Raw genomic sequence first — 25,007 nt, forward strand, 5'->3', positions numbered from 1 at the left:
TGAGTATCTTGCAAATCTATTCATAATTAGTAATATGACCAAGAAAGAAAAGGCATCTTTTGTTGTAGATATATTAAATCAATTATTTCCAGAAACACCAATACCATTGGATCACAAAGATGCATACACCATGTTGATAGCTGTCTTGCTTTCAGCACAATGCACAGATGAACGCGTAAATAAAATAACACCATTGTTGTTTAAGAAAGCAGATACACCAAAAAAATGATACAACTTTCTGTAGAAGAAATTAAAGAAATAATTAGACCATGTGGTTTGTCTCCACAAAAATCAAAAGCAATATATGAGTTGTCAAAAATTTTAGTAGAACAATATAATTCTAATGTTCCAAGTACATTTGAGGCATTAGAAGCATTGCCGGGTGTTGGACACAAAACTGCATCTGTTGTGATGAGCCAGATTTTTGGCTATCCAGCTTTTCCAGTAGATACACATATTCACAGGCTTGCTTATCGTTGGGGTTTGAGTAATGGCAAGAGCGTAACACAGACAGAAAAAGATTTAAAGCATATATTTAATGAAAATTTATGGAATAAATTACATTTGCAAATTATATATTATGGTAGAACATATTGTAAGGCAAGACAACATATAGTAGAGAATTGTGTAATGTGTAAAAATATTGGAGTTAAGAGCAGAATTTAATTTTTTTTATTATCTTTATCCGAAACTAATCTTAATTTAATATTATGAGTAGAAAAAAAATATTGTTATTTACTTTAGTAGTAACTTTTGTATTACAAACTCAAAATTCATTCGCACAAAAAAAGAAAAACTTTGGTGGCGATGATGCAAGTGGTCATGCTGTTGGTATATCTTTAGGGCCAGCATGGGCATTAACTGATTTAGGTGGTGCTAATAAAATTAGTACACCATTTATAAAAGATTTAGATTTCCCAGGTACAAAATTTGGATTATCTGCTTTTTATAAATATCACATAAATGAATGGGTTGCTGTTAGAGCAAATTTAATGTGGGCTATGTTGCATGGAGATGATAGATTTATTAGTGGACCAGATGTTTATGCAGTACATAGTGATGTAAATGATGCATTTTTTAGAAAAGTAAGAAATCTAGATTTTAAAACTCATTTGTTTCAAATAAATGCTATGGCAGAAGTAAATTTGAAGAAATACGATCCAAGAGCATATGGAAAAGGAGATAAATTGAGATGGGCACCATATGTAGGTGGTGGTGTAGGAATGTTTTTCTTTAATCCATGGACTAAAACATTTGATGCAACCAATGTAGCTGATAATCCATATATTTCAACAGCTGAGGCTACAGCATTAGAAGAATATAATGGTAAAAAGATTAAACTTAGAAAATTAGCTACAGAAGGAAGTTCATATAAACCAATTAATTTTAATTTATCTGCGATGTTAGGTATTAAGTTTAATGTTTCAGAAAGAATTTCAGTAGCATTAGAAGGTTGGTATCATCAAACATTTACGGATAGATTAGATGATGTGGATGGAAATTATCCAAATTTAGATGTATATACTGCAATGACACCATTACAAAAAGCAATGTCTGTAAGATATTATGAAATTGCTTCTGATATAGATCCAAATGGTTACTATAGTGCAAGTATATGGTCTGGAAATACAGGACAAGAAAGAGGCGATAATAATATTACGGATGCTAAAGGTAAAAATGACCAGTTTTTTAATATACATGCAACAGTAACTATTAACTTGTTAAGAAACAATAAAGGTAAATCATTTGGTTGTGGAAGTAGGAATCCATACAATCATAAATTTAGTTGCCCAAAATGGTAATATAACTTTTAATATAATTTTATTGGAAAGGCTGTCAATTTTGACAGCCATTCTTTTTTTAACAAAAGTATAGTTTCTTGCAACTCATATTGCATATATTTGAAAGAAATACTTATGTCTGATAAAAATTCTTTCTTTAGTTTATCTAATTATTTCAGTTTATACAATCAATTCTTGGATACGCCAATTGCCAAGTCATTAAATCTTAGAAAAATATCTGAAAAATTTGTTTATGAAGGCGCAAAAAATGGTGTAAAAATCGCCTCGAAAACTTCTACAATTTTTAAATCAAATAACAAACAACCCGAAAGATTAAATCCAAAATCTAGTAATAATGTTTTTGACTTAAATTATAATGAAGAGCAAATAATTATTCAAGAAACTATCCAGCAGTTTGCACAAAAAATGAGAGTTGATGCAGAAAAAACAGATGAAGCTGGAAAAATATCAGATGATTTGTGGCAATCTTATCATGAATTGCAGCTACCATACATGCAAACACCAGAGCGTTTAGGTGGAATTATGCAAGAAAAATCAACTGTAACTCAAATGTTGATAATAGAAAATTTAGCACATGGAGATTTGGGAATGACTTATGCGTTTTATACAAGCAATAGTGTATTAAATGCAATTGTTGAGTTTGGAACAAATGCGCAACAAGAAGAATTAGTTCCAAAGTTTCTAAGTGATACACCAATGATAGCTACAATTGCTGTTAATGAACCAACACCATTATTTTCTCCATTTGAACTGAGTACAAAAGCCACAAAAAACGAAGAAAATTACATTTTAAATGGTATAAAAAATATGGTACCACTTGGCAAGCAAGCAGAATATCTTTTAGTTGCTGCTCAAGATGAAAGTAATAGCATAAAAATATTCATTGTTGCAACAAATCAAAATGGTTTAGAAATAACTACAGATAAGAGTATGGGACTTAACTCAGCAGAATTATGTACTGTTAAATTAGATAATGTTGTCGTACATGCATCTGCAATATTAGGTGATGATAGTTTTAATTATGATAAGTTTATAACGTACAGTAGATTAGGTTGGTGTGCTTTAGCAGTTGGTTGTTGCCAAGCAGTTTTGGATTATGTAATACCATATGCAAATGATAGATATGCATTTGGTGAGCCAATAAGCAACAGGCAAGCAGTTGCATTTATGATTGCAGATATGAAAATTGAATTGGATAGTATGCGCATTTTGTTGCAAAGAGCTGTTGCATTAGCAGAACAAGATAAAGATTTCTCCAAACAAGCATATTTGGCATATATATTATGTTCTGAAAAATCTATGCAGATAGGCACAAATGGCGTGCAACTATTGGGAGGACATGGATATGTTCGAGATTTTCCAGTAGAAAGATGGTATAGAGATTTAAGAGCAGTATCTATTTGTACAAATGGATTACATATTTAATTAAATTATTTTAATAATAAACATATGAATTTAGAAATACCAAAAAAGTTTTATGCATTACAGAATGCAGCAACTTTAGTAGCAAAAAATATATTTAGACCAATTTCAAGAAAATACGATGTAGCTGAACATGATTATCCAGTTGAGCTAGATTTATTAGCATCTGGACTTAATGGATTGAATGATGGCTCAGATGCACCAATTGGTGGCACAAATGCAAAGTCTGACTCAAACACTGATGCAGTGAAGAATGGTGCTAATATGGCTAACTGTGTTAATATTCAAGCGTTATGCTACGGTGATGTTGGATTGTTATTGTCAATACCAGGACAAGGTTTAGGCAATGCAGCAATTAATGCTGTAGCAAATAAAGAACAATTAGAAAAATTCTCAAAATCTTGGGCAGCAATGGCAATTACAGAACCCAATTGTGGTTCAGATTCTTCTGCAATAACTACCACAGCAACAAAAGATGGCGATGATTATATTTTAAATGGCGAAAAATATTTGTTACAGCAGGCGAACGTGCCAATGCTGTTGTAGTTTGGGCTACATTAGATAAAAATATTGGAAAAGCTGCAATCAAATCTTTTGTGGTAGAAAAAGGCACACCAGGAATGGAAATTGCTCGCTTAGAAAAAAAATTAGGCATTCGCGCATCAGATACAGCAGCAATTACATTTACAGATTGTAGAGTGCCAGCAAAAAATCTTTTAGGTACTGCCGAAATTGATGTGAAAAAAGGATTTGGTGGTGTAATGGAAACATTTGATAACACTAGACCATTTGTGGCATCAATGGCAAATGGTGTAGCAGAAGCATGTATTGAAAGAACTAAAGAATTATTAAAAGAAAAAGTAAATTTAGATTATAAAACACCAATTAATAATACCAAAACAATAGAAGCTGAGCTATATAAAATGGAAGCCGAATATGAAGCAACAAGATTATTGACTCTAAAAGCATGGATGGCTGATAATAGAAAGCCAAACTCTTTAGAAGCTTCTATTTGTAAAGCAAAAGCTGGTAGGATTACAAATTATATTTCGCTAAAGTGTGTTGAGTTATGTAGTTCATTAGGCTATTCTCATGCTGAATTATTAGAAAAATGGGCACGTGACTCTAAGATTTTAGATATATTTGAAGGAACTCAACAAATACAACAACTAATTATTGCAAGAAGATTATTAAATAAATCATCTGCAGAATTGAAATAATATTATTATGATTAAAAAGGAAATTACTTTTTCAGATATCGTTACTCAACTACCAAAAGTAATCACAGATTTACCTAAAATTGCAACTGCATTATATTATAATTTTACAGTAAAATCTAATACTGAGATTACATTTGCTGATCTATTTCAGAAGACAGCAACAAAATTTCCTAATAATATATGTATTTATTATTTAGATAAAAAATGGACATACAAAGCATTTGATTTGTGGACGAATAGATTAGCCAATCAGTTTTCTTCATTAGGTATTAGAAAAGGTGATGTTGTTGCAGTATTATTAGAAAATAGACCAGAAGTATTAGCTGTGGCTATGGCTATGGCAAAAATTGGTGGCATTGTTGCATTGATAAATCCTGCACAGAAAAACAAAACACTAATTCATAGCTTGAAGTTAGCATCGCCAAAATTGTTTTTAGTTGGTACAGAACTTATACAAAACTATATTGATATTAAAGATGAATTAGAATTATCAAAAAAACAGATTTTTTGTTATTCAAAACGAGTTAATCAAATATAAAAAAAATAATATCGAAGTATTTGATATAGAATCTGAAAACTTTTCTGAAACAAAACTTACAAAGAAAGTTCAATTATTTGCAAAAGATCCAGTGTTGTATATATATACATCAGGTACAACAGGCTTGCCAAAAGCATCAGTAATTAGTAATTTAAGATGGATAAAAGCATACAGTGCATTTGGATTAACAACATTAAGATTAAACGATAAAGATATTCTATATGTGCCATTGCCATTAATACATGGTACTGCAATGTTAGTATGTTGGTCGTCTGTGTTGGCTGGTGGCGCAGCTATGGTAATTAAAAATAAATTTAGTGTATCTGATTTTTGGAAAGATATAAAATATTATAATGCAACAGGTTTTGGATATATTGGAGAAATGTGTCGTTATTTGTTGAATACATCAGAACATCCATTGGAAAAAAATAATTCTTTGCAAAAAATGATAGGCAATGGAATGCGCCCAGAAATTTGGCAACAATTTAAACAGAGATTTGATATAGAGCAAGTGGCGGAGTTTTATGCATCAAGCGAAGGCAATATTGCATTCTTTAATATATTTAATCTAGACCAAACTATGGGTTTCTCAATTACAAGCTATGCCATAGTTGAATATGATAAAGAAAAAGATGAAATTGTAAGAGATAAAAATGGCTTTTGCAAAAAAGTGGGCAGCAACCAAATAGGCTTGTTGCTTGGCGAAATTAATGAGCGTTATCCTTTTGATGGTTATACAGAAAAAGATAAAACATCATCATCTGTTATGAAAAATGTATTTAAAAAAGGCGATGCATATTTTAATACTGGTGATTTGGTGAAAGATATGGGCTTTGCACACACACAATTTGTAGATAGGCTAGGTGATACATTTAGATGGAAAAGCGAAAACGTTTCAACAACTGAGGTAGAAAGTATTATTAACCAATATAAATTAATAGATGAAAGTGTAGTGTATGGTGTAAGCGTTGCTGGCGCAAATGGAAGAGCAGGAATGGCAAATCTAATTTTTAAACCAAAAAATGCTGAAAATTTTAATTTTGAATTATTCTATAATTATCTGTCTAAAGAATTGCCACCATATGCAATTCCAATATTCTTAAAAATATCCAAACAAACAACAGTTACATCAACATTTAAGTATCAAAAAAATGAGCTTAAAGAAAACGCATATCATCAATACAAAAATGAAGATATATATATATTGATTGATAAGAAGTATGTTTTGATGAATGACGAAATTTATGAAAAATTAATGAGTGAACAGATACGGTTGTAAAACTTATGTGCTATTATTGTTCATCATTATATGAAAATTAGAATAGCTTTTCATTCAGATATTCCAAAAATTATTGCTGTTGCAGAAAAAGTATTTAAGCAACACTATGCAAATATTCTTTCTCAAGCGCAAATAGATTATATGTATGATAAAACATATAGTAACGAATCTTTGCTACAACAGATGAAAGATGGCGTTACTTATTTTATTTGTGAAATTGATGAAATACCAGTTGCGTATATGGCATATTTTTTAAAAGAAGATAATAATATTTATCTATCAAAGTTGTATGTAGATATGTCTATGCACAAATCTGGTGTAGGAAAACAATTGTATCAAACTTTAGAAAATATCGCAATTAAGAATAAATGCGATTATATAGAATTGAATGTACATAGAAAAAATACAGCTATGTATTTCTATAAAAAAATGGGTTTTGAACTACATGAAAATACTGATATTGCCTTTGGCAAATATTCGTTGTGTGATTATGTATTAAGAAAATACTTGAAGCCAAAATAGCTTCAAGTACTTCAATTTTTATTTAGCAATATTCTTCGTATGCAGCAACTAAATTGTCTGCTATCATTTTGGCTGGTCTTCCTTCTATCATATGTCTTTCGATGAAGTGTACCAACTTGCCATCTTTGAACAATGCAATGCTTGGTGAGCTTGGTGGATAAGGAAATGTAAGCTCTCTTGCTTTTGCAACAGCTTCGCTATCTACACCAGCAAATACAGTTGCTAATTTGCTTGGTTTTTTTTCTGCTTCAGTAGAAATAATTGCAGCTGGACGTGCATTTGCAGCAGCGCAACCACAAACTGAATTAATGACTAAAAGCACTGTTCCTTCAGATTGAGCAACAACTTCTGTTACTTCGTCTGCTGTTTTTAATGCTTGAAAACCTTTTGATGTTAATTCGGCTTCCATTGGTTTGGTTAAGTGTTCTGGATACATATTTGTGTATTTTGATAATTAAGTAATAAAATATTTTAATAAAGATGTTCAAAAATTGTGCTATGGTTTTTCTATGTCAATTTGTCTTTTTTATTTGAAATTTTAATTCTTGGATTTATGAATTATACAGTAATAATTTCATTATTACATTGCTCCATTATTAAATTATAAAAACCCAAGTTCTAATTTTGCTTCTTCAGTCATCATATCTTGATCCCAAGGTGGGTCGAAAAGTAATTTCAACATTGCAACTTCATTTACGCCATCAATTGCTTTTATTTTTTGCTCTACTTCAGCTGGCAAACTTTCTGCTGCTGGACAGTTTGGTGCTGTTAATGTCATTAATATATGCACGTCATTGTTTAGATTTACGTTTATTTCGTAGATTAATCCTAATGCATATATATTTACTGGAATTTCTGGATCGTAGATAGTTTGTATCTGAGTGATACATTCGTCTTTAATTTCCATAAAAGTTTTATTTAATACATTTTCCATATGAATGAATAACTATTTTCTAATTTGAATGTGCTATTGCGTAATATTTCATTTGCTTTATCATGCTTACTAAGCCATTGGCACGAGTAGGTGATAAGTGCTCTTTTAATCCTATTTCTTCTATAAAATATAAGTTTGCTTCGGTGATTTCTTTTGGTGTGTGTCCACTCAAAACTTTTATCAATAATCCAATAATGCCTTTGGTAATTATTGCATCACTATCTGCATAAAAAAATATTTTGCCATCTTGTATTTCAGAATGCAACCATACTCTACTTTGACAACCATGTATTCTGTTTTCTTCTGTTTTATACTGTTCATCAATTAATGGCAAAGACTTTCCAAAATCAATTAGATATTCGTATTTGTCATTCCAATCATCATACATGGAAAAGTCTGCTATAATTTCATCTTGTATTTCGTTTATGCTGCTCATTATTTTTGCAAAATTATATTTTATATTTCAGTAGAATTAATTTATTTATCTCTTCTGAGAAAGTATACACCAATTAATATTAAAACTACACCCAATATATCAGAAATATTTAATGGTTCTTTTCCAACTAATACGCCAATAAATATGGCAACAATTGGTGTAATGTAAGTTACAGACGCTGCTTTAACTGCACCCATCTTATCAATGATATAGTAATAAATTAAAAATGAAATACCTGTTCCTAAGATAGCAAGACCAAGTATTGTTTCAATTGTTATGGTTAGGTTCTGAAATATTTTATCAATTCCACTAAATGGTGTAATGAATAATAATATTATGGTTGCACTTACCAATTGATAGGTTGTTAATGCAATGCCTGATATTTTTAAAGGTGTGATGAATTTTCTAGCATAGATAAATGATGCACTAAATGATAATGCTCCAATCATCATAAATGATATTCCTTTTAATGTGTTGCTGTCAAATTCAGCATCAAATGGTTTTGAAAGTACTATTATTCCAATTATTCCAAGTAATAATCCAATACTTCTGCTTTTAGTAATACTTACTTCTTTAATAAATAATAAACTAAGTATAAATGTAAAAATTGGTACTGTTCCACTTATAGAACCAGCAATGCCAGAATATAATAAATGTGAGCCAATAACAAAGCAGAATAAATAAATGACTCCAGCTAATAATGACATAGCTAAAAAGTGATACCAATATTTTAAATGATGTACACTGTATGATTTGTTTATTATTCCATAAATAATAAGTGGTATTATAGATATTGAAATTCTTAAAAAAACAACTTGAATTGTAGAAATATATTCTGTTGCATTCTTCATAAATAAAAAATTGCTTCCCCAGAATAATCCAAGTAATAGAAATGCAATGTTTGAGTTTATATCTTGTTTTAAATTTTTGTACACAATATTATTTTATAGTTTTAACTCAACATTTTTTTTGCTTTTAAAATTCCATCATACAATAAATCTATTTCTTCTTTCGTATTATAAAACGCAAAAGATGCTCTCGTGTTCCTGGTATAGAATAAAAATCCATCACTGGTTGCGCACAATGGTGTCCTGTTCTGATGGCAATGCCCATATTGTCTAAAATAACGCCAACATCATACGGATGAATACCATCTAACAAAAATGAAATAACAGATGATTTATTTGTTGCTGTACCATAAATTTTTAATCCATCTATTGATGATAATTTCTCTGTGGCATATTGCAATAATTCGTCTTCGTATTTTTTTATATTTTCTAAACCTAAATTTTCTATATATTCTATTGTTGCGTTAAGTGCAATGCAGCCAGCAATATTTGGTGTTCCAGCTTCAAACTTAAATGGCAAATCATTAAAAACTGTACCTTTGAATGATACAGATTTTATCATATCTCCACCACCTTCAAATGGTGGTATTTCGTTTAGTATATCTTCTTTTCCATATAATATTCCAGTACCTGTTGGTCCATAAATTTTATGGCCACTAAATGCTAAAAAATCACAATCTAATGCTTGAACATCAATTGAAATATGTTGTATAGCTTGTCTTGCATCTATCAATATTTTCGCATTATTTTTTTTAGCTATCGCAATAATTTCTCTTATTGGATTGATAGTACCTAATGCATTAGATACATACGTAATTGATACTAATTTTGTTTTTGTTGTAATGATTTTTTCTGCATCTTCAATTTTAATACTACCATCTTCTTGCAATGGAATTACTTTTAAGATACATTTTTTTTCTTCGCACAGCATTTGCCATGGCACAATATTAGAATGGTGTTCCATTTCTGTCACCACAATTTCATCACCTTCATGAATAAATTTTTTACCAAAAGTATAGGCAATCAAATTTATACTATTTGTTGTACCTTTTGTAAATATTATTTCGTGCTCATGTTTTGCATTGATAAATTGTTGAACTTTTTTCCTTGTTTGTTCGTATAAATCTGTGCCAATTTGCGATAGGTAATGCACACCACGATGTATGTTTGCATTTTGATGTTCGTAGAAATATGTTTCAGCATCAATTACTGCTTGTGGCTTTTGAGTTGATGCGCCATTGTCTAAATAAACAAGTTGCTTGCCACGAATTTTTTCATTTAATATTGGAAATTGATTTCTTATATGTTGTATGTCTAATGCCATTGTATATTAATTAGCTATTGTATTTTTCCTTATAATAAACACTCGAGTTTATCTTTTTTCATGGCTTAAATATTTAATTTTGCCTCAACAGCTTCGATAAGATAGTTGCAAGAATCTTTGCTGTCTACTTTTTCTATTACTTCTTCAGCAAATGCAATCGTTAATAATGCTCTTGCTTTTTCTTTTCCAATGCCACGTGCTTGCAAATAAAATAATTCTGTATCTTCAATTTGTGCAATTGTAGCACCATGCGAACATTTTACATCATCAGCAAAAATTTCTAATTGTGGCTTAGTATAAATATTTGCTTTGTCATTAATAATAATGTTTTTATTGCTTTGAAATGCATTTGTTTTCTGAGCAATTTGGTCTACTAATATTTTTCCATTAAATACGCCAGTAGCTTCTCCATCTACAATTCCTTTGTACAATTCATTGCTATTGGTGTTTGGTTGGTTATGATTTACTTTGGTTCTATTGTCACAATGCTCATGTCCGTTCAACAAGTACAAACCATTCATATTGCATTCAGCATGCTCGCCATTGATGTCTACAACTAAGTTGTTTCTTGTAATTGCACCAGAAACTGTAATTGTGTTTACTGTAAATATCGATGATTTTTCTTGCTGTACAAATGTATTGTCTGTAATATAAAATTGTTGTTTTCCATTTTGAATTTTATCCCATTTTACAATACTATTTTCATGTATAGAAATGTTATTTACAATGTTGTAGTATGTTTTTAAATGATTTGGATTGATATAATATTCTGTGAAATGTACTTGTGTTTTTTTAGCAATATTTATTTTGTGTTTTAAATTGATGATTTGATCTGATTTTGTTGCTATATATAATATTGCTATTGCTTTTTCTTCTTCAAAACTTTTATCAATATTTATGTTGATGCCATCAGAGCTCAAAGCATTATTTAATTCTAATAAAAAATCTTTGGTAGCTTGTTCTTCTATGTTATTGCTATTCCAAAATGTAAACTTTGGTGTGTTTGGTATGTAAGATAATTCTGCAATAAAAACACCATCTACAAAAACAATTTTATATGTTGCATTGAATTGTGTTTCTATATGATTTTTAATTTCATCTATAGTACCATCACTCAACTTATATGCATCATCTGCTTTGCTTGTGATATTGCTGAAATTATTGTCAATAATCTTATTGTAATAAGTATATTTCCATTCTTCATTTTTCATTGATGGAATGCCAATGCTTATTGCATTCAATAAAGATTGCTGTTGTTTCTTATCAATTATGTTTGGTAGTAAACTTTTAAGTATGTCTGTATTTGAATTCATTAATTTGATAATTCGTTAATTTGATAATGGTTTTTTTGATGTGGCAATTATTTTTGTTGTAATTTTTTTTATTTCAAATAATTGTTCAATTAATTCTTTACTTGTAGGATAGCCGTCAGAATGTTCACAAATTAATAACCAATATTCTGTTTCTTCAATTTCTTTCGCAGCAATTTTTAGTTTATGAATGAAATCTGATTTGCTTTCTGCGTTTTGTGCTTCTCTAATATTTGCACCTATTGATGTTCCCGATTTTAATAACTGTCTTGCAATAATATATTTCCTATCATTTTCTAATAATGTAACATACTTTACTATTTGTAAAGCAAATTGAAAAGATTTTTGAACAATGATATTATCTTCTGTTTTTTGCATAATTACTTCATTAACGAATTAATGAATTGATAAATTATTTAATTAATTCATATTCCTCGTATCCTTTTTCTTCTAGTTCTAATGCTAGATTTTTATCGCCAGTTTTTACAATTTTACCATCATACATCACATGTACAAAATCTGGAACTATATAATCTAATAATCTTTGGTAGTGTGTAATAACAATAAATGCATTGTCTTTAGAATGTAACTTATTTACGCCATTAGCTACAATACGCAATGCATCAATGTCTAACCCAGAATCTGTTTCATCTAAGATAGCAAGCTTTGGATCTAACATTGCCATTTGGAAAATTTCGTTACGTTTCTTTTCGCCACCTGAAAAGCCAACATTTACAGAACGAGAAATAAAATCTTTTTTCATTTCTACCAATTCCATTTTTTCACGCATTAATTTCAAAAATTCATTTGCTGGCATAGGTTCTTCGCCATTAGATTTGCGTTGTTCGTTGATGGCAGCTTTTAAGAAATTTGCATTGCTCACACCAGGAATTTCTACTGGATATTGAAATGCCAAGAACAAACCTTTTTGCGCACGTTCATGTGTTTCTAATTCTAATAAATTCATTCCATCAAACTTGATGGTGCCTTGTGTAATTTCATAGCCTTCTTTTCCAGCAAGCACATTTCCCAGTGTAGATTTTCCTGTTCCGTTTGGTCCCATGATAGCGTGTATTTCGCCTTTGTTTACTGTTAAAGAAAATCCTTTTAAGATTTCTTTATTGTCAATTGATACGTGTAAGTTGTTTATTTTAAGCATGATGTTGTTGTTCAATTTTTTAATTAGCGAATTTTTTACTACAAAGTTCGCAAAGTTGATTCGCAAAGTTCACAGAGTGAGATTTTGCTATGAGTTCTTTGTGTATTCCGAAGTTTCGGAACTTAGTGTGCTTTGTGGTTTCATTTTTCATGTTTTATATCGAATAGTTTTTCATATTTATTGAATGATATTTCACTTTGGCTAAATGAAAAATACAATAGTTTACAATTTTCATCATTAGGATTTTTCTCCAAATATACCACCAAAGACTGCTTTAACATTTTAAAAGGTGTTTTATATTTATTCATTTCATTAAATAAATTTTTCTTTAAATAATTATCAATATTTTCACTTTCGTGTAAATATTCAAATAATACAGTCATGCCAAAATCTACATTTATAATATCCAGACATAATGCCTTAAATTTTGGTGAGTATGTGTCGATTTTTTTATTTAATATTCTATTAGTCAATTCAAATATTGCATATGAAGATTTAAATATTTCGCCTTCATCATAAAACATTAAGTTGTCATATAAATGTAATATTCTATTGTATTTACTCAGAGCGATTCCATATTGTTTTTCTGAAAGATTATTTATCTTTTCATCCTCTATGATTTTAAGTTGAATTTCATTAGCTTTTTTTTGTTCCTTAAATGCTATATAAACTAAAAATGCTGAAAAAAATGCTATTATTGGACCAATAATTCCTCCAATTGTATGACCTATTTCATTTGGATCTAATATTTCTTTTTCGTTATATAGTAATGAAGTTATTATAAATATAGATGCAACTATTATTATAATTAATATAAAAATTAGAATAAAGCTATAAAGCAAGTTGTTTGAAACCCATTCTAAAATATGCTTGTCATTTTCTTGTAATTTTTTTTGATATTTATTAATAAATATTTTCATTTTCAAATTATCACATTTACAAATTAATTATCCAACACTACCTTCTAAGCTTATTTCTAATAATTTTCTGGCTTCTACGGCAAATTCCATTGGCAAGTATTCATTACTTCTTTTACAAATCCATTCACTATCATGGCTACTGCAGTTTCTTGGTCAATTCCTCTCTGTTGAAAGTAGAATAATATGTCTTCGCCTATTTTTGATGTAGTTGCTTCGTGCTCTACTTTCGCAGATTTGTTACTTACTTCCAAATATGGAAATGTATGTGCGCCACATTGGTTGCCCATTAATAATGAATCGCATTGAGAAAAATTGCGTGCATTTTCTGCTTTGCTATGTACTTTTACCAAACCACGATAAGCATTTTGTGATTTTCCTGCAGAAATACCTTTTGATACAATTCTGCTTTTAGTGTTTTTGCCAATATGTATCATTTTGGTGCCTGTGTCTGCTTGCTGAAAATTGTTAGTTACAGCAACAGAATAAAATTCTCCAATAGAATTATCGCCAGCCAAAATGCAACTCGGATATTTCCAAGTAATAGCAGAACCTGTTTCTACTTGTGTCCATGAAATTTTACTATTATTACCTTTGCAAATTCCACGTTTAGTTACAAAATTATAAATGCCACCTTTACCATCTTTATCACCTGGATACCAATTTTGTACTGTGCTGTATTTTATTTCTGCATTTTCTAATGCAATTAATTCAACTACTGCTGCATGCAATTGGTTTTCATCGCGCTGTGGTGCTGTACAACCTTCTAAGTATGATACATATGAACCTTCGTCTGCAATAAGTAATGTACGCTCAAATTGTCCACTACCAGCTTGGTTTATTCTAAAATAGGTGCTTAGTTCCATTGGACAACGAACACCTTTTTGAATATAACAGAATGAACCATCAGAAAATACGGCACTGTTTAATGCAGCATAGTAATTGTCTTTTTGTGAAACAACTGATCCAATATATTTTTGCACCAATTCGCCATGGTCACGTATTGCTTCACTCATAGAACAAAATATAATGCCTTTGTCTTTCAATGTTTGTTGGAATGTTGTTTTTACAGAAACAGAATCAAACACAACATCAATTGCTACACCAGATAGTCTTTTTTGCTCGTCTAATGATATACCAAGTTTTTCAAATGTTTTTAGTAGCTCTGGATCTACTTCATCTAAACTGTTGAGTTCTTTCTTTGGTTTTGGTGCAGAATAGTAAATAATATCTTGAAAATTTATTTTTGGAAAATGCACATTTGCCCAAGTTGGCTCAGTCATTTTTTGCCATTGTCTAAATGCTTTTAAACGCCATTCTAACATCCAGTTTGGTTCTTCTTTTTTTGCAGAAATGAATCTTATGATATCTTCATTTATACCTTTTGGTGTGGTTTCTGCTTCAATATTTGTTGTAAAACCGTATTTGTATTCCGAATTTACGACTACATCTAATATTTCATCTTGAGTTTCTTGCATAACTAATAATTATTAGCGTATTACCTAATATTAGGTACAAATTTACGAAGATTTATTGTAGAAAAACAGATTAATTTAGATTTAATCTAAATAGTTTCATTTTGTTAATGTTAAATATTAACTGTCTTTACATTGTACATAGATTTTACTGTTGGATGCATCACTCGTTTTTCTTTGCTGAAATAAATTAACATATTTATTTGCTTTATAATCTAATATTTTATTATTATCTTTTTATATTTGATATTTATTTCTATTTTGAATTATGAATGATTTATTTTTTTTAATCCATTCGTTGTCTGCCAATGAAAAAAGATACGTGACTTTGTATATCAATAGGTTTAGTAATACAAAAAATAATTATTCAAACTTATTCAACACAATTTCAAAAGACATCAATTGTAATGATGATGTAATTATAAAAAAGCACAGAAAAGATGCATTTATACAAAATTTGTCAGTAACAAAACATTATTTATTTAAGATAATTCTTAATGCAATGTGCGAATATTTCGATGAACAATTTATTGATTGGAAGTTAAGGAATCAATTGTCGCATATTTTTGTTTTAACATCAAAAGGATTAGATAAAACAGCACATAAGATGATGCTTAAAACAAAAGAAGAAGCTGCAAAGTATGAGAATTATTACATCTTGTTGGAGGTAATAAATCATGAACGTTGGTTGTATGGCAATAGAAGAATTATGCAGAAAGATAAGAATTATGGCATTCAACTATGCAATGAAGAAAAATCTATATATGATATCTTAAATAAATTACATCAATACAGAGAAATTTGGCATCAGTTAAATAGTGTTGAGCTTTCGCAACACCAGATGGACAATACTACGTATATTAATAAAATACATGATATAGTCAATGTTGACGCATTAAAGGAAATTCCAACATCTGATTCATTCACAATTAAAACTTGGTATTTTTCATGTTTAGCACATTATTATACACTTATTGATGATGCAGAACAACACTTAAAATATTATAAAGAAGTAATACTATTGCGCGAAAATCAATTTGCATCAAATCCATCAGCTCCAATTGATTTATTTGCGATATTTTATAATTATATGCTAGCATGTTACAAAAGTAAGAATTGGGAAGAGTTGAAAATTTATTTAGATAAAATATTGCAAGTTGAAGCTAAAACGATTGAAAAAAAGATAAAACTATTCCATGATTATTATCATTGTAAATTATTGTATCTTTTAGGTACAGAAGAATACATAGATATAGATTTAGTCTTGAATGAAGTAAAAAAAGGTTTGGCGTTATACCAAGAAAGAATAAGAACAGATTTTTTGATTTTAATTTTGCAATGTTCTGGGTTACTTTGTCTATTTAATAAAAGGTATAAAGAGGCAAATGCATGGTGGCAAAATGTTGTACACATTGAAAAAACAAACATAGAAATAAAAACACAATGTGCCGTTCATATATATATGCTCATGCTTTCTGTTGATGAGCAGGATTATGATGTATTAGAATATCAAATAAATACAGCAACAAAATTTTTAAAAGATAATAATCAATACAATAAATCTGAAGAATTATTATTGAAGTCTTTTAAAAAAATATCTAAAAACAAAAACAAACAAAAAGTGTATTTTTCTGATGTATATCATGAAATATCTAATATAAATAAAGGTAACTTGGTAACCATAATTGATGATTTTATTCTAAAATGGTTGAATCAGAAATTAAACTAAATCCATTTTTAATTAATTGATTTGTATGTAGTTATGTAGGTTTTTTAAGCTCAGAAATTTAATACACTGAGGTTATTAGCACCAATAATAATAATAATAAGATATAACTTTGTAATGTGTTGGATGTATTCGCAGCATAAGTAGTAGAAGCATGAAAACTAACTAACTACCTAACTTAAACTACTATTTTAAAGGCCGTAGACTTAACACCTAAAAATTAATGTAATGAGCATTGTTTTTAGTTAGGTCTACGGTTTTTTTTCAAGATTTATTAATACATTCTGGCTTTATTCTGCTCATCTTCTTCAAAAATTTCGTCAGAATAATCTTTAATAGTGTTGTATAATGTGTCTCTTTCTATTGGTTTTCTGCCTACATCTTTGATTAGTTTTACCAACTCATAAGTATTCATCGCAGGCTTTTGCTCTTCACTTCCAGCCATCGAATATATTTTTGTAGTATCATCAATAGTACCATCTACATCATCAACACCAAAGTTTAATGAAAGCTGTGTTGTGTTTCTACCAATCATTGCCCAATAAGACTTTATATGCTCAAAATTATCTAAGTATATTCTAGCAATAGCATAGTTTCTTAAATCTTCAACAATACTTACCTCAGGTAGATGTTGCATTTCATTATGTTGGTTCCTAAATTTTAATGGAATAAACGCATTGAAACCACCAGTTTTATCTTGTAGTTGTCGTAGTCTTTCCATATGGTCAACTCTTTGCTCAAAAGTTTCTATATGACCATACAACATCGTTGCATTACTTGGAATTCCAATACTGTGCGCAGCTTCATGCACAGCCAACCATTCTTCTGCACTACATTTTCCGCCAGCAATTTCTTCTCTAATTTTTTCATCAAAAATTTCTGCACCACCACCAGGCAAAGAATCCAAGCCAGCTTCTTTCATAATTTGTAAACCTTCTTTGTATGTTAGTTTTGCTTTTTTTAATATGTAATGGTATTCTACTGGTGTCAATGCTTTGATATGCAAATCTGGACGATGTGCTTTAATAGCTTTGAATAATTCTTGATAAAAATTAAAATCTTGCTTTGGCACAACACCACCAGTTATATGCACTTCAGTTACTGGCTGATTGTCGTATTTTTTTATAATGTTTAATATGTCATCTATCGAATATTCCCAACCTTGTTCTCTGTGTTTTATTAACCTAGAATAAGAGCAAAATTTGCAAGTATACACGCAAATATTTGTAGGTTCAATATGAAAATTTCTATTGAAATATGTATTGTCACCATGTTTGTAATTTCTAATATAATTGGCTAAAGCACCAACAAAACCTAGTGTTGCATGTTTGTATAAATACACACCTTCGTCAAAAGAAATACGTTCTTTATTTAAAACTTTTGATGTAATTATTTGTAAGTTTTTATCTGAATTATTGAACGCTAAGATTGTTTCAATATTATCTTTTTCCACCATATTCATAATTCAAAATTACTGATATCAAACAATAAAATAAAATTATTGTTGAGTTAAGGTTTGTATTTCTAGAAAAATAAAATTTTAACTAATGTATTTTTGAGTAATGGAAAATGAAAAGCAGATAATTTATGTACTTACATTTATGTGGTTCTGTGCTGTTGTAGACTTTATGCTGATGATGCCATTCGGTGCTGATTTTATGAATATCTATAGCATTCAGCCAAGTCAATTTAGTCTACTCATTTCTGCATATTCAATTGCTGCTGGTACTTCTGCATTTTTAGCTACATTATATATTGATAGATACGATAGAAAAAAAATATTAATGACTGCATTTTTTCTATTTTCATTAGGTAGTATATTTTGCTCATTTGCTGCAAATTTTTATATGATGTTTGTCGCAAGATTCATCACTGGTGCATTTGGTGGAATACTAGGCTGCGTTACTATTGCTATTATTTCAGATTTAGTACCATTTAGTAGAAGAGGAAAAGCAATGGGCGTACTCAATATGGCTTTTGGTATGGCATCTATTGTAGGCATACCGCTAGGTTTATTAATTAGTAAATATTCAGATGTGTTTTTCCCATTTAGAGTTATTGGTGTTCTAGGTTTAATTGTATTCTTTTTGCAAATAGAATTATTCCATCATTAGAGAAATACATCAGACAAGAATCTAAAATTAAATTTAATGATATAAAAGATTTAGTATTAGATAAAAATATATTAAATGCATTAGTTTTAGTCTTCTTTTTAATTGTTGGACATTTTATGTTTATCTCATTTGTTAATCCATATCTAACAGAAAATTTAAAGTTTACTAAGAATGATACTACTTTAATGTATGTTGTTGGTGGTTTGTGTGTTGCACTATCATCATCTTATGTTGGTATGCAAATAGACAAGATAGGAAAATATAAATCTTTTGTTATTCTAATCATTTTGTCATTTATTCCAATTTTGGCAATTGCACATTTACAAAGAGGCAGTTTAGTTTTGTCGCTTGTATTGTGCGCAATGTTGTTTGTATTTAGTTCAGGAAGAATGATGGCAGCAATGACTTTATTAACAGGCGCACCAACAGAACAACAAAGGTCAAAGTTTTTAGCAATTCGTTCAGCAATTATTGAGTTTAGCGAAGGTATTGCAGTATCTATAGGTGGATTAATTTTATCCAAAAACCAAGTAGACGGCACCATTGAAAATTATTCTATCTTAAGTTATATCACAGTTGTTGTTGGTATTCTATGTATATTCTTAGCAAAAAGAGTAAAAATCAGAGAACAAGATTAAATATAGTACATTTTCTATTCCAAAATTCATCATATAAACATTAACTTCAAATTAATATTTATCTTCTTATTTTCGCAACAAGGTAGCAAAGAAAAACTTTCTACTTATTACTAAATACTTAATAATTTTTTATGTATAGATCGCATACTTGTGGAGAATTACGCATTTCTGATGTTGGCAAAGCAGTCCAATTATCAGGTTGGTTACAAACAACACGTAACTTTGGAGAACTTATCTTTTTAGATTTAAGAGATAGATATGGCATTACTCAGCTAGTATTCAATCGTGATAATAATCCAATTATTGCTGATAAAATCAAATACCTTGCAAGAGAATTTGTAATTCAAGCAGAAGGAAAAGTTGTAGAACGTTCTAATAAAAATCCTAAAAATCCTACTGGAGATATCGAAATAATAGTTAATGATTTTAGAATTTTATCTGAGTCTAAAACACCACCATTTACTATAGAAAATGAAACCGATGGTGGCGATGATTTAAGAATGCAATACAGGTATTTAGATTTAAGAAGGGGAGAAGTACAAGAAAAAATTATGTTCAGACATAAAGTTGGACATGAAGTGCGTACATACTTAAATGCTAACGGATTTTTAGATATAGAAACACCATTTCTAATAAAATCTACACCAGAAGGTGCAAGAGATTTCGTGGTGCCAAGTAGGATGAATCCAGGACAATTTTATGCATTACCACAATCACCTCAAACTTTCAAACAATTATTGATGGTTTCAGGATTTGATAAGTATTATCAAATTACAAGATGTTTTAGAGACGAAGACTTGCGTGCAGATAGACAACCAGAGTTCACACAAATAGACTGCGAAATGGCATTTGTAGAGCAAGAAGATATTTTAAATATGTTCGAAGGTTTAATTAAACACGTTTTCAAAACAGTAAAAAATATTGATTTGCCAGAATTCCCACGTATGCAATACGATGATGCTATGAAATTATATGGCAGCGATAAGCCAGATATTCGTTTCGGAATGCAATTCGTAGAAATGAATGACATTGTAAAAGGAAAAGGATTTGGTGTTTTTGATAATGCAGAATTAGTCATTGGTATTAATGCAGAAAATTGTGCAGAGTTTACACGCAAACAATTAGATGAATTAACAGATTTTGTAAAACGTCCACAAATTGGAGCAACAGGCTTAATTTATTTAAGATATAATTCTGATGGCACTTTAAAATCTTCAGTAGATAAATTTTATAATGAAGATGAATTGAAAAAATGGGCAGATGCAGCACAGATGAAACAAGGCGATTTGTTGTTGGTACTATGTGGTAATACAGACAAAGTACGTAAGCAAATGAATGAGTTGCGATTAGAAATGGGCAACCGTCTTGGATTGAGAGATAAAAACGTATTCAAACCATTGTGGGTATTAGACTTTCCATTGTTAGAATACATAGAAGAAGATAATCGTTGGTTTGCAATGCACCATCCATTTACATCACCAAAAAAAGAAGACATAGAATTTTTATATACTGATCCAGCTCGTGTGCGTGCAGATGCATATGATTTAGCAATTAATGGTGTAGAAGTTGGCGGTGGTTCTATAAGAATTTTCGACAAGCAGCTACAAGCAAAAATGTTTGAACGTTTAGGATTTACAGATGAAGAAGCACAAAAACAATTTGGCTTCTTAATGAATGCATTTGAATACGGTGCACCACCACATGCGGCTTAGCATTTGGTTTCGATAGATTATGTGCTGTAATGAATGGCGTAGACTCTATTAGAGATTATATTGCATTTCCAAAAAATAACTCAGGCAGAGATGTAATGTTAGATGCACCAAGCACCATAGACGAAAAACAGATGAAAGAGCTGAATATAAAGACTATGGTGTAGGTAAACAATAATATTTTCATAAAATAATTTGTATTTGATTTATTTTCCAATAGATGTTGCTGAAAGTAATTTTAGGGAATTTTATTTTTAGGATTAAATCCAAAATAATTATGTTTAATTTTGATTGTAATCCAAAATTATTATGTATTTTTAGGATTGAAATCCAAAGTTATGATAGTACGCACGCAACTCAAATATGCGCAAGATCGATTATTTAAAGGCAAAGCATTGCTGATTTTTGGTCCAAGACAAGCAGGAAAATCTACTTTCGTAGCACAGTTATTGGCTCAGAATAAAAAGAAAAAAGTGTTGCATTTAAATGGCGATGATGACGATACAAGAGAATTGCTTAGAAAACCCAATTCGACCAAACTGAAAAATATAATAGGAAAGAACGATGTTCTATTTATAGATGAAGCTCAGCGTATCAATGATATTGGAATTGTTGTAAAAATTATTGTTGATCAAATAAAAACTGTACAAGTAATTGCAACTGGCTCATCTGCATTTGAATTAGCTAATAAAACCAATGAACCACTAACAGGCAGAAAGTATGAGATGTATTTATTCCCTTTTTCATTTAATGAATTAGTTGAAGAGTTTGGAATTATAGAAGAAAAACGACAATTAGACCAACGATTAATTTATGGTTCGTATCCTGAAATAGTAGTAAAGCCTAAGGATGCTGAGGAACATATTAAGCTATTAGCTAGTAGTTATTTATATAAAGATTTATTTAGACTAGAACAATTAGGTAAGCCTGTATTGTTAGAAAAAATTGTAAAAGCTCTTGCGTTGCAAATTGGAAGTGAAGTGAATTATAATGAATTAAGTCAGTTGGTTGGTGCAGACAACAAAACAATTGAAAAATATATAGATTTATTAGAAAAAGCATTTGTGGTTTTCAAATTACCTGCATTGAATAAAAATGTAAGAAATGAAATTAAAAAAGGTAAAAAAATATATTTTTATGATAATGGTATTGTAAACGCTATTACTGGAAATTTTTTACCACTACATAGTAGAAATGATGTAGGTGCTTTATGGGAAAACTATGTAATTAGCGAAAGAAAAAAATATTTATACCAAAAACACTTAGCATACGATACTTTCTTTTGGCGTACCACACAGCAACAAGAGATAGACTATATAGAGAAACATCAAAAAAAGTATCTTGCTGTTGAAATAAAATGGAACGCAAAGTCTAAACATAAAATTTCTAACACTTTTTTAAATGCCTATCCTTCTGATAATTTGTTGATTACTTCAAATAATATAGAAAATTTCTTGATATAATAGCGTATTAGTGTTATTAATACTAATGTTGTCTTTTATGATTTTCCAAAATAAGTATGTTTATTTAGGAATGTAATCCAAAACTATTATGTTTATTTAGGAATGTAATCCAAAATAATTATACTTTTATTGCTAGTAGTTTTCTTAACATATCTTCAATAGTATCTAATCTAAGCATGTTTTTGCCATCACTTAGTGCAAGTTCTGGGTTTGGATGCGTTTCTAAAAATATACCATCAACACCAGCTATAATACCACATTTAGCCAACGTTTCTGCAAATTGTGGTTGCCCATGCGTAATGCCATTTTCTTTATTGGGTTGTTGCAAACTATGCGTAATGTCTAATACTACATTATTGCCTTGTGATTTTAATATAGGAATATTTCTAAAATCAACAATCAAATCTTCATAGCCAAAACTATTGCCACGTTCTGTAATCCAAATTTTATTATTTCCAGTTGATAAAACTTTTTCTCTGGCAAATTGCATTTGTGTAGCATTGGCAAATTGTCCTTTTTTTATATTTATAATCTTTCCAGTTTCTCCTGCAGCAATCAAAAGTTCTGTTTGTCTACACAAGAAAGCCGGAATTTGTATCACATCCACAATATTTTTTATTTTTTTAATATCAGATGTTTCGTGTATGTCTGTTACTATTTTTAAGTTTAATATTTCTTTTATATTTTTTAAAATATCAATTGCTTTGTCTTCGCCAATCGTAGAAAAAGAATGTATAGATGTTCTATTTGCTTTTTTATAAGATGCTTTAAAATAAAATGGAATATTGAGTTTAGTTGTAATTGTTTTTAAATTTTCAGCAATCTCAAATGTAATAGCTTTATTTTCTACAACACATGGCCCAGCAATTAAAAAAAAACTATTTGTATTGTTGTGCATTTATATATTAGTTTAATAATTATACTTTTGTTGCCACCTTTCTTTTAAAAATTTTCTCAATTCCTCTTCTCTTGCATTTCTTCCTGGTTCATAAAATTTTGTTCCAGATATTTCTTTAGGTAAAAATTCTTGTTCTATAAAGTTTTTCTCATACTCATGTGCATACTTATAATTTTTACCATATTCTAAATCTTTCATAAGTTTGGTAGGAGCATTTCTTAAATGCAGTGGAACAGATAAATTACTTGTTCTTTCGGCCAATGCAATTGCATTGTTGATGGCTACATAGCTTGCATTGCTCTTTGCTGAACTTGCCAAATACACAACACATTGTCCAAGTATGATTCTACATTCAGGATAACCAATTTTCGTTACAGCATCGAATGTTGCGTTGGCTAATAATAATGCATTTGGGTTTGCATTACCTATGTCTTCAGATGCTAAGATGAGCATCCTACGTGCAATAAACTTTGGGTCTTCGCCAGCATTTATCATGCGTGCCATCCAATACAAGGCAGCATTTACATCACTACCTCTTATAGATTTTATAAAAGCTGATATGATATCATAATGTTGTTCGCCACTTTTATCGTATCTCGCAATATTATTTTGTATTATTTCTTCTACTTCTTTGTTAGTAATATTATTTGGGTTGCTTGTATTTTCAAATACTAATTCCAAAATGTTCAATAACTTTCTTGCATCACCATTTGAAAAATATATTAATGCATCATATTCGGCTATTTTTATATTTCTTTCTTTAAAGTATTCATCTTTTTCCAAAACATCATTGCATAATTGTATCAATTCTTCTTCGCTCAATGCGCTTAAAGTATACACTTGACATCTTGATAGTAATGCAGCATTTACTTCAAAGGATGGATTTTCTGTTGTTGCACCAATTAATATAAGTGTTCCGTCTTCTGCTGCACCAAGTAGTGCATCTTGTTGTGATTTGTTGAATCTATGTATCTCATCAATGAATAATATTTTTCTACCAAATTTTTTAGCTTCATCTATAATCAATCTAATTTCTTTTACACCAGCAGCAATTGCACTCATTTGTTCAAAAGGCAAATTACTATACTGTGCAATTAGCCTTGCTAAGGTTGTTTTTCCTACACCTGGTGGTCCCCAAAAAATCATAGAATGTACATTGCCAGATTCTAATTGATTTCTAAAAGCTTTACCTTGAGCCAAAAGATGCTGTTGTCCAATAATTTCTTGGATAGAGTTTGGTCGCATTCTTTCAGCAAGTGGTTTCATGGTTTAT

At 29.8% G+C, this 25,007-nt stretch carries 19 protein-coding genes and 6 pseudogenes; 12 read left to right on the plus strand and 13 right to left on the minus strand.

Features of this window, described 5'->3' with window-relative positions; genetic code table 11:
- Positions 1-34: 34 nt before the first annotated feature.
- The 7 genes and pseudogenes from nth to IPK18_11420 all read left to right on the plus strand — a co-directional run bounded on the left by nth (position 35) and on the right by IPK18_11420 (position 6,783).
- A pseudogene (nth, locus tag IPK18_11390) lies at positions 35-666 on the plus strand (endonuclease III).
- Between the two features lie 44 nt (positions 667-710).
- Positions 711-1,802 (plus strand): outer membrane beta-barrel protein, encoded by a 1,092-nt coding sequence (locus IPK18_11395; GenBank protein ID QQR97458.1) that lies wholly within the window; start codon positions 711-713, stop codon positions 1,800-1,802.
- A gap of 114 nt (positions 1,803-1,916) precedes the next feature.
- The gene (locus IPK18_11400) at positions 1,917-3,227 is read left to right on the plus strand and encodes an acyl-CoA dehydrogenase family protein (protein ID QQR97459.1); all 1,311 of its coding nucleotides are present in this window, start codon (positions 1,917-1,919) and stop codon (positions 3,225-3,227) included.
- Positions 3,228-3,251: 24 nt separating this feature from the next.
- A pseudogene (locus IPK18_11405) lies at positions 3,252-4,444 on the plus strand (acyl-CoA dehydrogenase family protein).
- A gap of 7 nt (positions 4,445-4,451) precedes the next feature.
- Positions 4,452-4,982 (plus strand): AMP-binding protein, encoded by a 531-nt coding sequence (locus IPK18_11410; GenBank protein QQR97460.1) that lies wholly within the window; start codon positions 4,452-4,454, stop codon positions 4,980-4,982.
- Positions 4,957-6,261: a long-chain-acyl-CoA synthetase gene (locus tag IPK18_11415; GenBank protein QQR99343.1), complete on the plus strand. Its 1,305-nt coding sequence runs from the start codon at positions 4,957-4,959 to the stop codon at positions 6,259-6,261. Before IPK18_11410 ends, IPK18_11415 begins: the two co-directional genes overlap by 26 nt.
- Before the next feature lie 30 nt (positions 6,262-6,291).
- On the plus strand, positions 6,292-6,783 hold the full coding sequence (locus IPK18_11420; GenBank protein ID QQR97461.1) for a GNAT family N-acetyltransferase: 492 nt from the start codon (positions 6,292-6,294) through the stop codon (positions 6,781-6,783).
- Between the two features lie 22 nt (positions 6,784-6,805).
- On the opposite strand, the gene IPK18_11425 is transcribed toward IPK18_11420, so the two are convergent.
- The 10 genes and pseudogenes from IPK18_11425 to sufB form a co-directional block, all read right to left on the minus strand.
- Entirely contained in the window at positions 6,806-7,219 is a 414-nt protein-coding gene (locus tag IPK18_11425) for a BrxA/BrxB family bacilliredoxin (protein ID QQR97462.1), read from the minus strand.
- 165 nt (positions 7,220-7,384) lie between these two features.
- Positions 7,385-7,717 carry a DUF59 domain-containing protein gene (locus tag IPK18_11430; GenBank protein QQR97463.1) on the minus strand — a complete coding sequence of 111 codons (333 nt, stop codon included), beginning with the start codon at positions 7,715-7,717 and terminating at the stop codon, positions 7,385-7,387.
- A 19-nt stretch (positions 7,718-7,736) separates the two neighbouring features.
- Positions 7,737-8,153 carry a SufE family protein gene (locus tag IPK18_11435; protein ID QQR97464.1) on the minus strand — a complete coding sequence of 139 codons (417 nt, stop codon included), beginning with the start codon at positions 8,151-8,153 and terminating at the stop codon, positions 7,737-7,739.
- Between the two features lie 41 nt (positions 8,154-8,194).
- Positions 8,195-9,055 (minus strand): annotated as a pseudogene (locus tag IPK18_11440) (DMT family transporter).
- 50 nt (positions 9,056-9,105) lie between these two features.
- A pseudogene (locus tag IPK18_11445) lies at positions 9,106-10,325 on the minus strand (cysteine desulfurase).
- 65 nt (positions 10,326-10,390) lie between these two features.
- On the minus strand, positions 10,391-11,638 hold the full coding sequence (gene sufD, locus IPK18_11450; GenBank protein ID QQR97465.1) for a Fe-S cluster assembly protein SufD: 1,248 nt from the start codon (positions 11,636-11,638) through the stop codon (positions 10,391-10,393).
- 15 nt (positions 11,639-11,653) lie between these two features.
- On the minus strand, positions 11,654-12,013 hold the full coding sequence (locus tag IPK18_11455; GenBank protein ID QQR97466.1) for a four helix bundle protein: 360 nt from the start codon (positions 12,011-12,013) through the stop codon (positions 11,654-11,656).
- A gap of 34 nt (positions 12,014-12,047) precedes the next feature.
- Positions 12,048-12,794, minus strand: a complete 747-nt coding sequence (gene sufC, locus IPK18_11460; GenBank protein ID QQR97467.1) for a Fe-S cluster assembly ATPase SufC — start codon at positions 12,792-12,794, stop codon at positions 12,048-12,050.
- Between the two features lie 140 nt (positions 12,795-12,934).
- Positions 12,935-13,714 carry a hypothetical protein gene (locus tag IPK18_11465; protein ID QQR97468.1) on the minus strand — a complete coding sequence of 260 codons (780 nt, stop codon included), beginning with the start codon at positions 13,712-13,714 and terminating at the stop codon, positions 12,935-12,937.
- A gap of 27 nt (positions 13,715-13,741) precedes the next feature.
- A pseudogene (gene sufB / locus IPK18_11470) lies at positions 13,742-15,189 on the minus strand (Fe-S cluster assembly protein SufB).
- Positions 15,190-15,454: 265 nt separating this feature from the next.
- Here sufB and IPK18_11475 point away from each other — a divergent pair.
- Positions 15,455-16,915: a hypothetical protein gene (locus IPK18_11475; protein QQR97469.1), complete on the plus strand. Its 1,461-nt coding sequence runs from the start codon at positions 15,455-15,457 to the stop codon at positions 16,913-16,915.
- A 271-nt stretch (positions 16,916-17,186) separates the two neighbouring features.
- Here IPK18_11475 and mqnE read toward each other — a convergent pair whose 3' ends face one another.
- A complete protein-coding gene (mqnE, locus tag IPK18_11480) occupies positions 17,187-18,368 on the minus strand; it encodes an aminofutalosine synthase MqnE (protein QQR99344.1) in 1,182 nt (393 codons plus the stop codon).
- Between the two features lie 106 nt (positions 18,369-18,474).
- Here mqnE and IPK18_11485 point away from each other — a divergent pair, with 106 nt between their 5' ends.
- The 4 genes and pseudogenes from IPK18_11485 to IPK18_11500 all read left to right on the plus strand — a co-directional run bounded on the left by IPK18_11485 (position 18,475) and on the right by IPK18_11500 (position 22,836).
- Positions 18,475-19,026 carry an MFS transporter gene (locus IPK18_11485; protein QQR97470.1) on the plus strand — a complete coding sequence of 184 codons (552 nt, stop codon included), beginning with the start codon at positions 18,475-18,477 and terminating at the stop codon, positions 19,024-19,026.
- A gap of 116 nt (positions 19,027-19,142) precedes the next feature.
- Entirely contained in the window at positions 19,143-19,664 is a 522-nt protein-coding gene (locus IPK18_11490) for an MFS transporter (GenBank protein QQR97471.1), read from the plus strand.
- Positions 19,665-19,795: 131 nt separating this feature from the next.
- Positions 19,796-21,540 (plus strand): annotated as a pseudogene (gene aspS, locus IPK18_11495) (aspartate--tRNA ligase).
- A 171-nt stretch (positions 21,541-21,711) separates the two neighbouring features.
- Positions 21,712-22,836: an ATP-binding protein gene (locus IPK18_11500; protein QQR97472.1), complete on the plus strand. Its 1,125-nt coding sequence runs from the start codon at positions 21,712-21,714 to the stop codon at positions 22,834-22,836.
- A 118-nt stretch (positions 22,837-22,954) separates the two neighbouring features.
- Here IPK18_11500 and kdsA read toward each other — a convergent pair whose 3' ends face one another.
- Together kdsA and IPK18_11510 are read right to left on the minus strand one after the other, a co-directional pair.
- Positions 22,955-23,734, minus strand: coding sequence for a 3-deoxy-8-phosphooctulonate synthase (kdsA, locus tag IPK18_11505; GenBank protein QQR97473.1), 780 nt, complete (start codon positions 23,732-23,734; stop codon positions 22,955-22,957).
- 12 nt (positions 23,735-23,746) lie between these two features.
- Entirely contained in the window at positions 23,747-25,000 is a 1,254-nt protein-coding gene (locus tag IPK18_11510) for a replication-associated recombination protein A (GenBank protein QQR97474.1), read from the minus strand.
- Positions 25,001-25,007: the final 7 nt, after the last annotated feature.

This window comes from Sphingobacteriales bacterium (genome assembly GCA_016699615.1).
Lineage (GTDB): Bacteria > Bacteroidota > Bacteroidia > Chitinophagales > JADIYW01 > JADJSS01.

Excerpts from the sequence above, each read along its gene's own strand:
- IPK18_11395 (QQR97458.1), top strand. The coding sequence starts at position 711 with ATGAGTAGAAAAAAAATATTGTTATTTACTTTAGTAGTAACTTTTGTA.
- IPK18_11400 (QQR97459.1), top strand. The coding sequence starts at position 1,917 with ATGTCTGATAAAAATTCTTTCTTTAGTTTATCTAATTATTTCAGTTTA.
- IPK18_11410 (QQR97460.1), top strand. The coding sequence starts at position 4,452 with ATGATTAAAAAGGAAATTACTTTTTCAGATATCGTTACTCAACTACCA.
- IPK18_11420 (QQR97461.1), top strand. The coding sequence starts at position 6,292 with ATGAAAATTAGAATAGCTTTTCATTCAGATATTCCAAAAATTATTGCT.
- IPK18_11425 (QQR97462.1), bottom strand. The coding sequence starts at position 7,219 with ATGTATCCAGAACACTTAACCAAACCAATGGAAGCCGAATTAACATCA.
- IPK18_11430 (QQR97463.1), bottom strand. The coding sequence starts at position 7,717 with ATGGAAAATGTATTAAATAAAACTTTTATGGAAATTAAAGACGAATGT.
- IPK18_11435 (QQR97464.1), bottom strand. The coding sequence starts at position 8,153 with ATGAGCAGCATAAACGAAATACAAGATGAAATTATAGCAGACTTTTCC.
- sufD (QQR97465.1), bottom strand. The coding sequence starts at position 11,638 with ATGAATTCAAATACAGACATACTTAAAAGTTTACTACCAAACATAATT.
- IPK18_11455 (QQR97466.1), bottom strand. The coding sequence starts at position 12,013 with ATGCAAAAAACAGAAGATAATATCATTGTTCAAAAATCTTTTCAATTT.
- sufC (QQR97467.1), bottom strand. The coding sequence starts at position 12,794 with ATGCTTAAAATAAACAACTTACACGTATCAATTGACAATAAAGAAATC.
- IPK18_11465 (QQR97468.1), bottom strand. The coding sequence starts at position 13,714 with ATGAAAATATTTATTAATAAATATCAAAAAAAATTACAAGAAAATGAC.
- IPK18_11475 (QQR97469.1), top strand. The coding sequence starts at position 15,455 with ATGAATGATTTATTTTTTTTAATCCATTCGTTGTCTGCCAATGAAAAA.
- mqnE (QQR99344.1), bottom strand. The coding sequence starts at position 18,368 with ATGGTGGAAAAAGATAATATTGAAACAATCTTAGCGTTCAATAATTCA.
- IPK18_11485 (QQR97470.1), top strand. The coding sequence starts at position 18,475 with ATGGAAAATGAAAAGCAGATAATTTATGTACTTACATTTATGTGGTTC.
- IPK18_11490 (QQR97471.1), top strand. The coding sequence starts at position 19,143 with ATGTTTATCTCATTTGTTAATCCATATCTAACAGAAAATTTAAAGTTT.
- IPK18_11500 (QQR97472.1), top strand. The coding sequence starts at position 21,712 with ATGATAGTACGCACGCAACTCAAATATGCGCAAGATCGATTATTTAAA.
- kdsA (QQR97473.1), bottom strand. The coding sequence starts at position 23,734 with ATGCACAACAATACAAATAGTTTTTTTTTAATTGCTGGGCCATGTGTT.
- IPK18_11510 (QQR97474.1), bottom strand. The coding sequence starts at position 25,000 with ATGAAACCACTTGCTGAAAGAATGCGACCAAACTCTATCCAAGAAATT.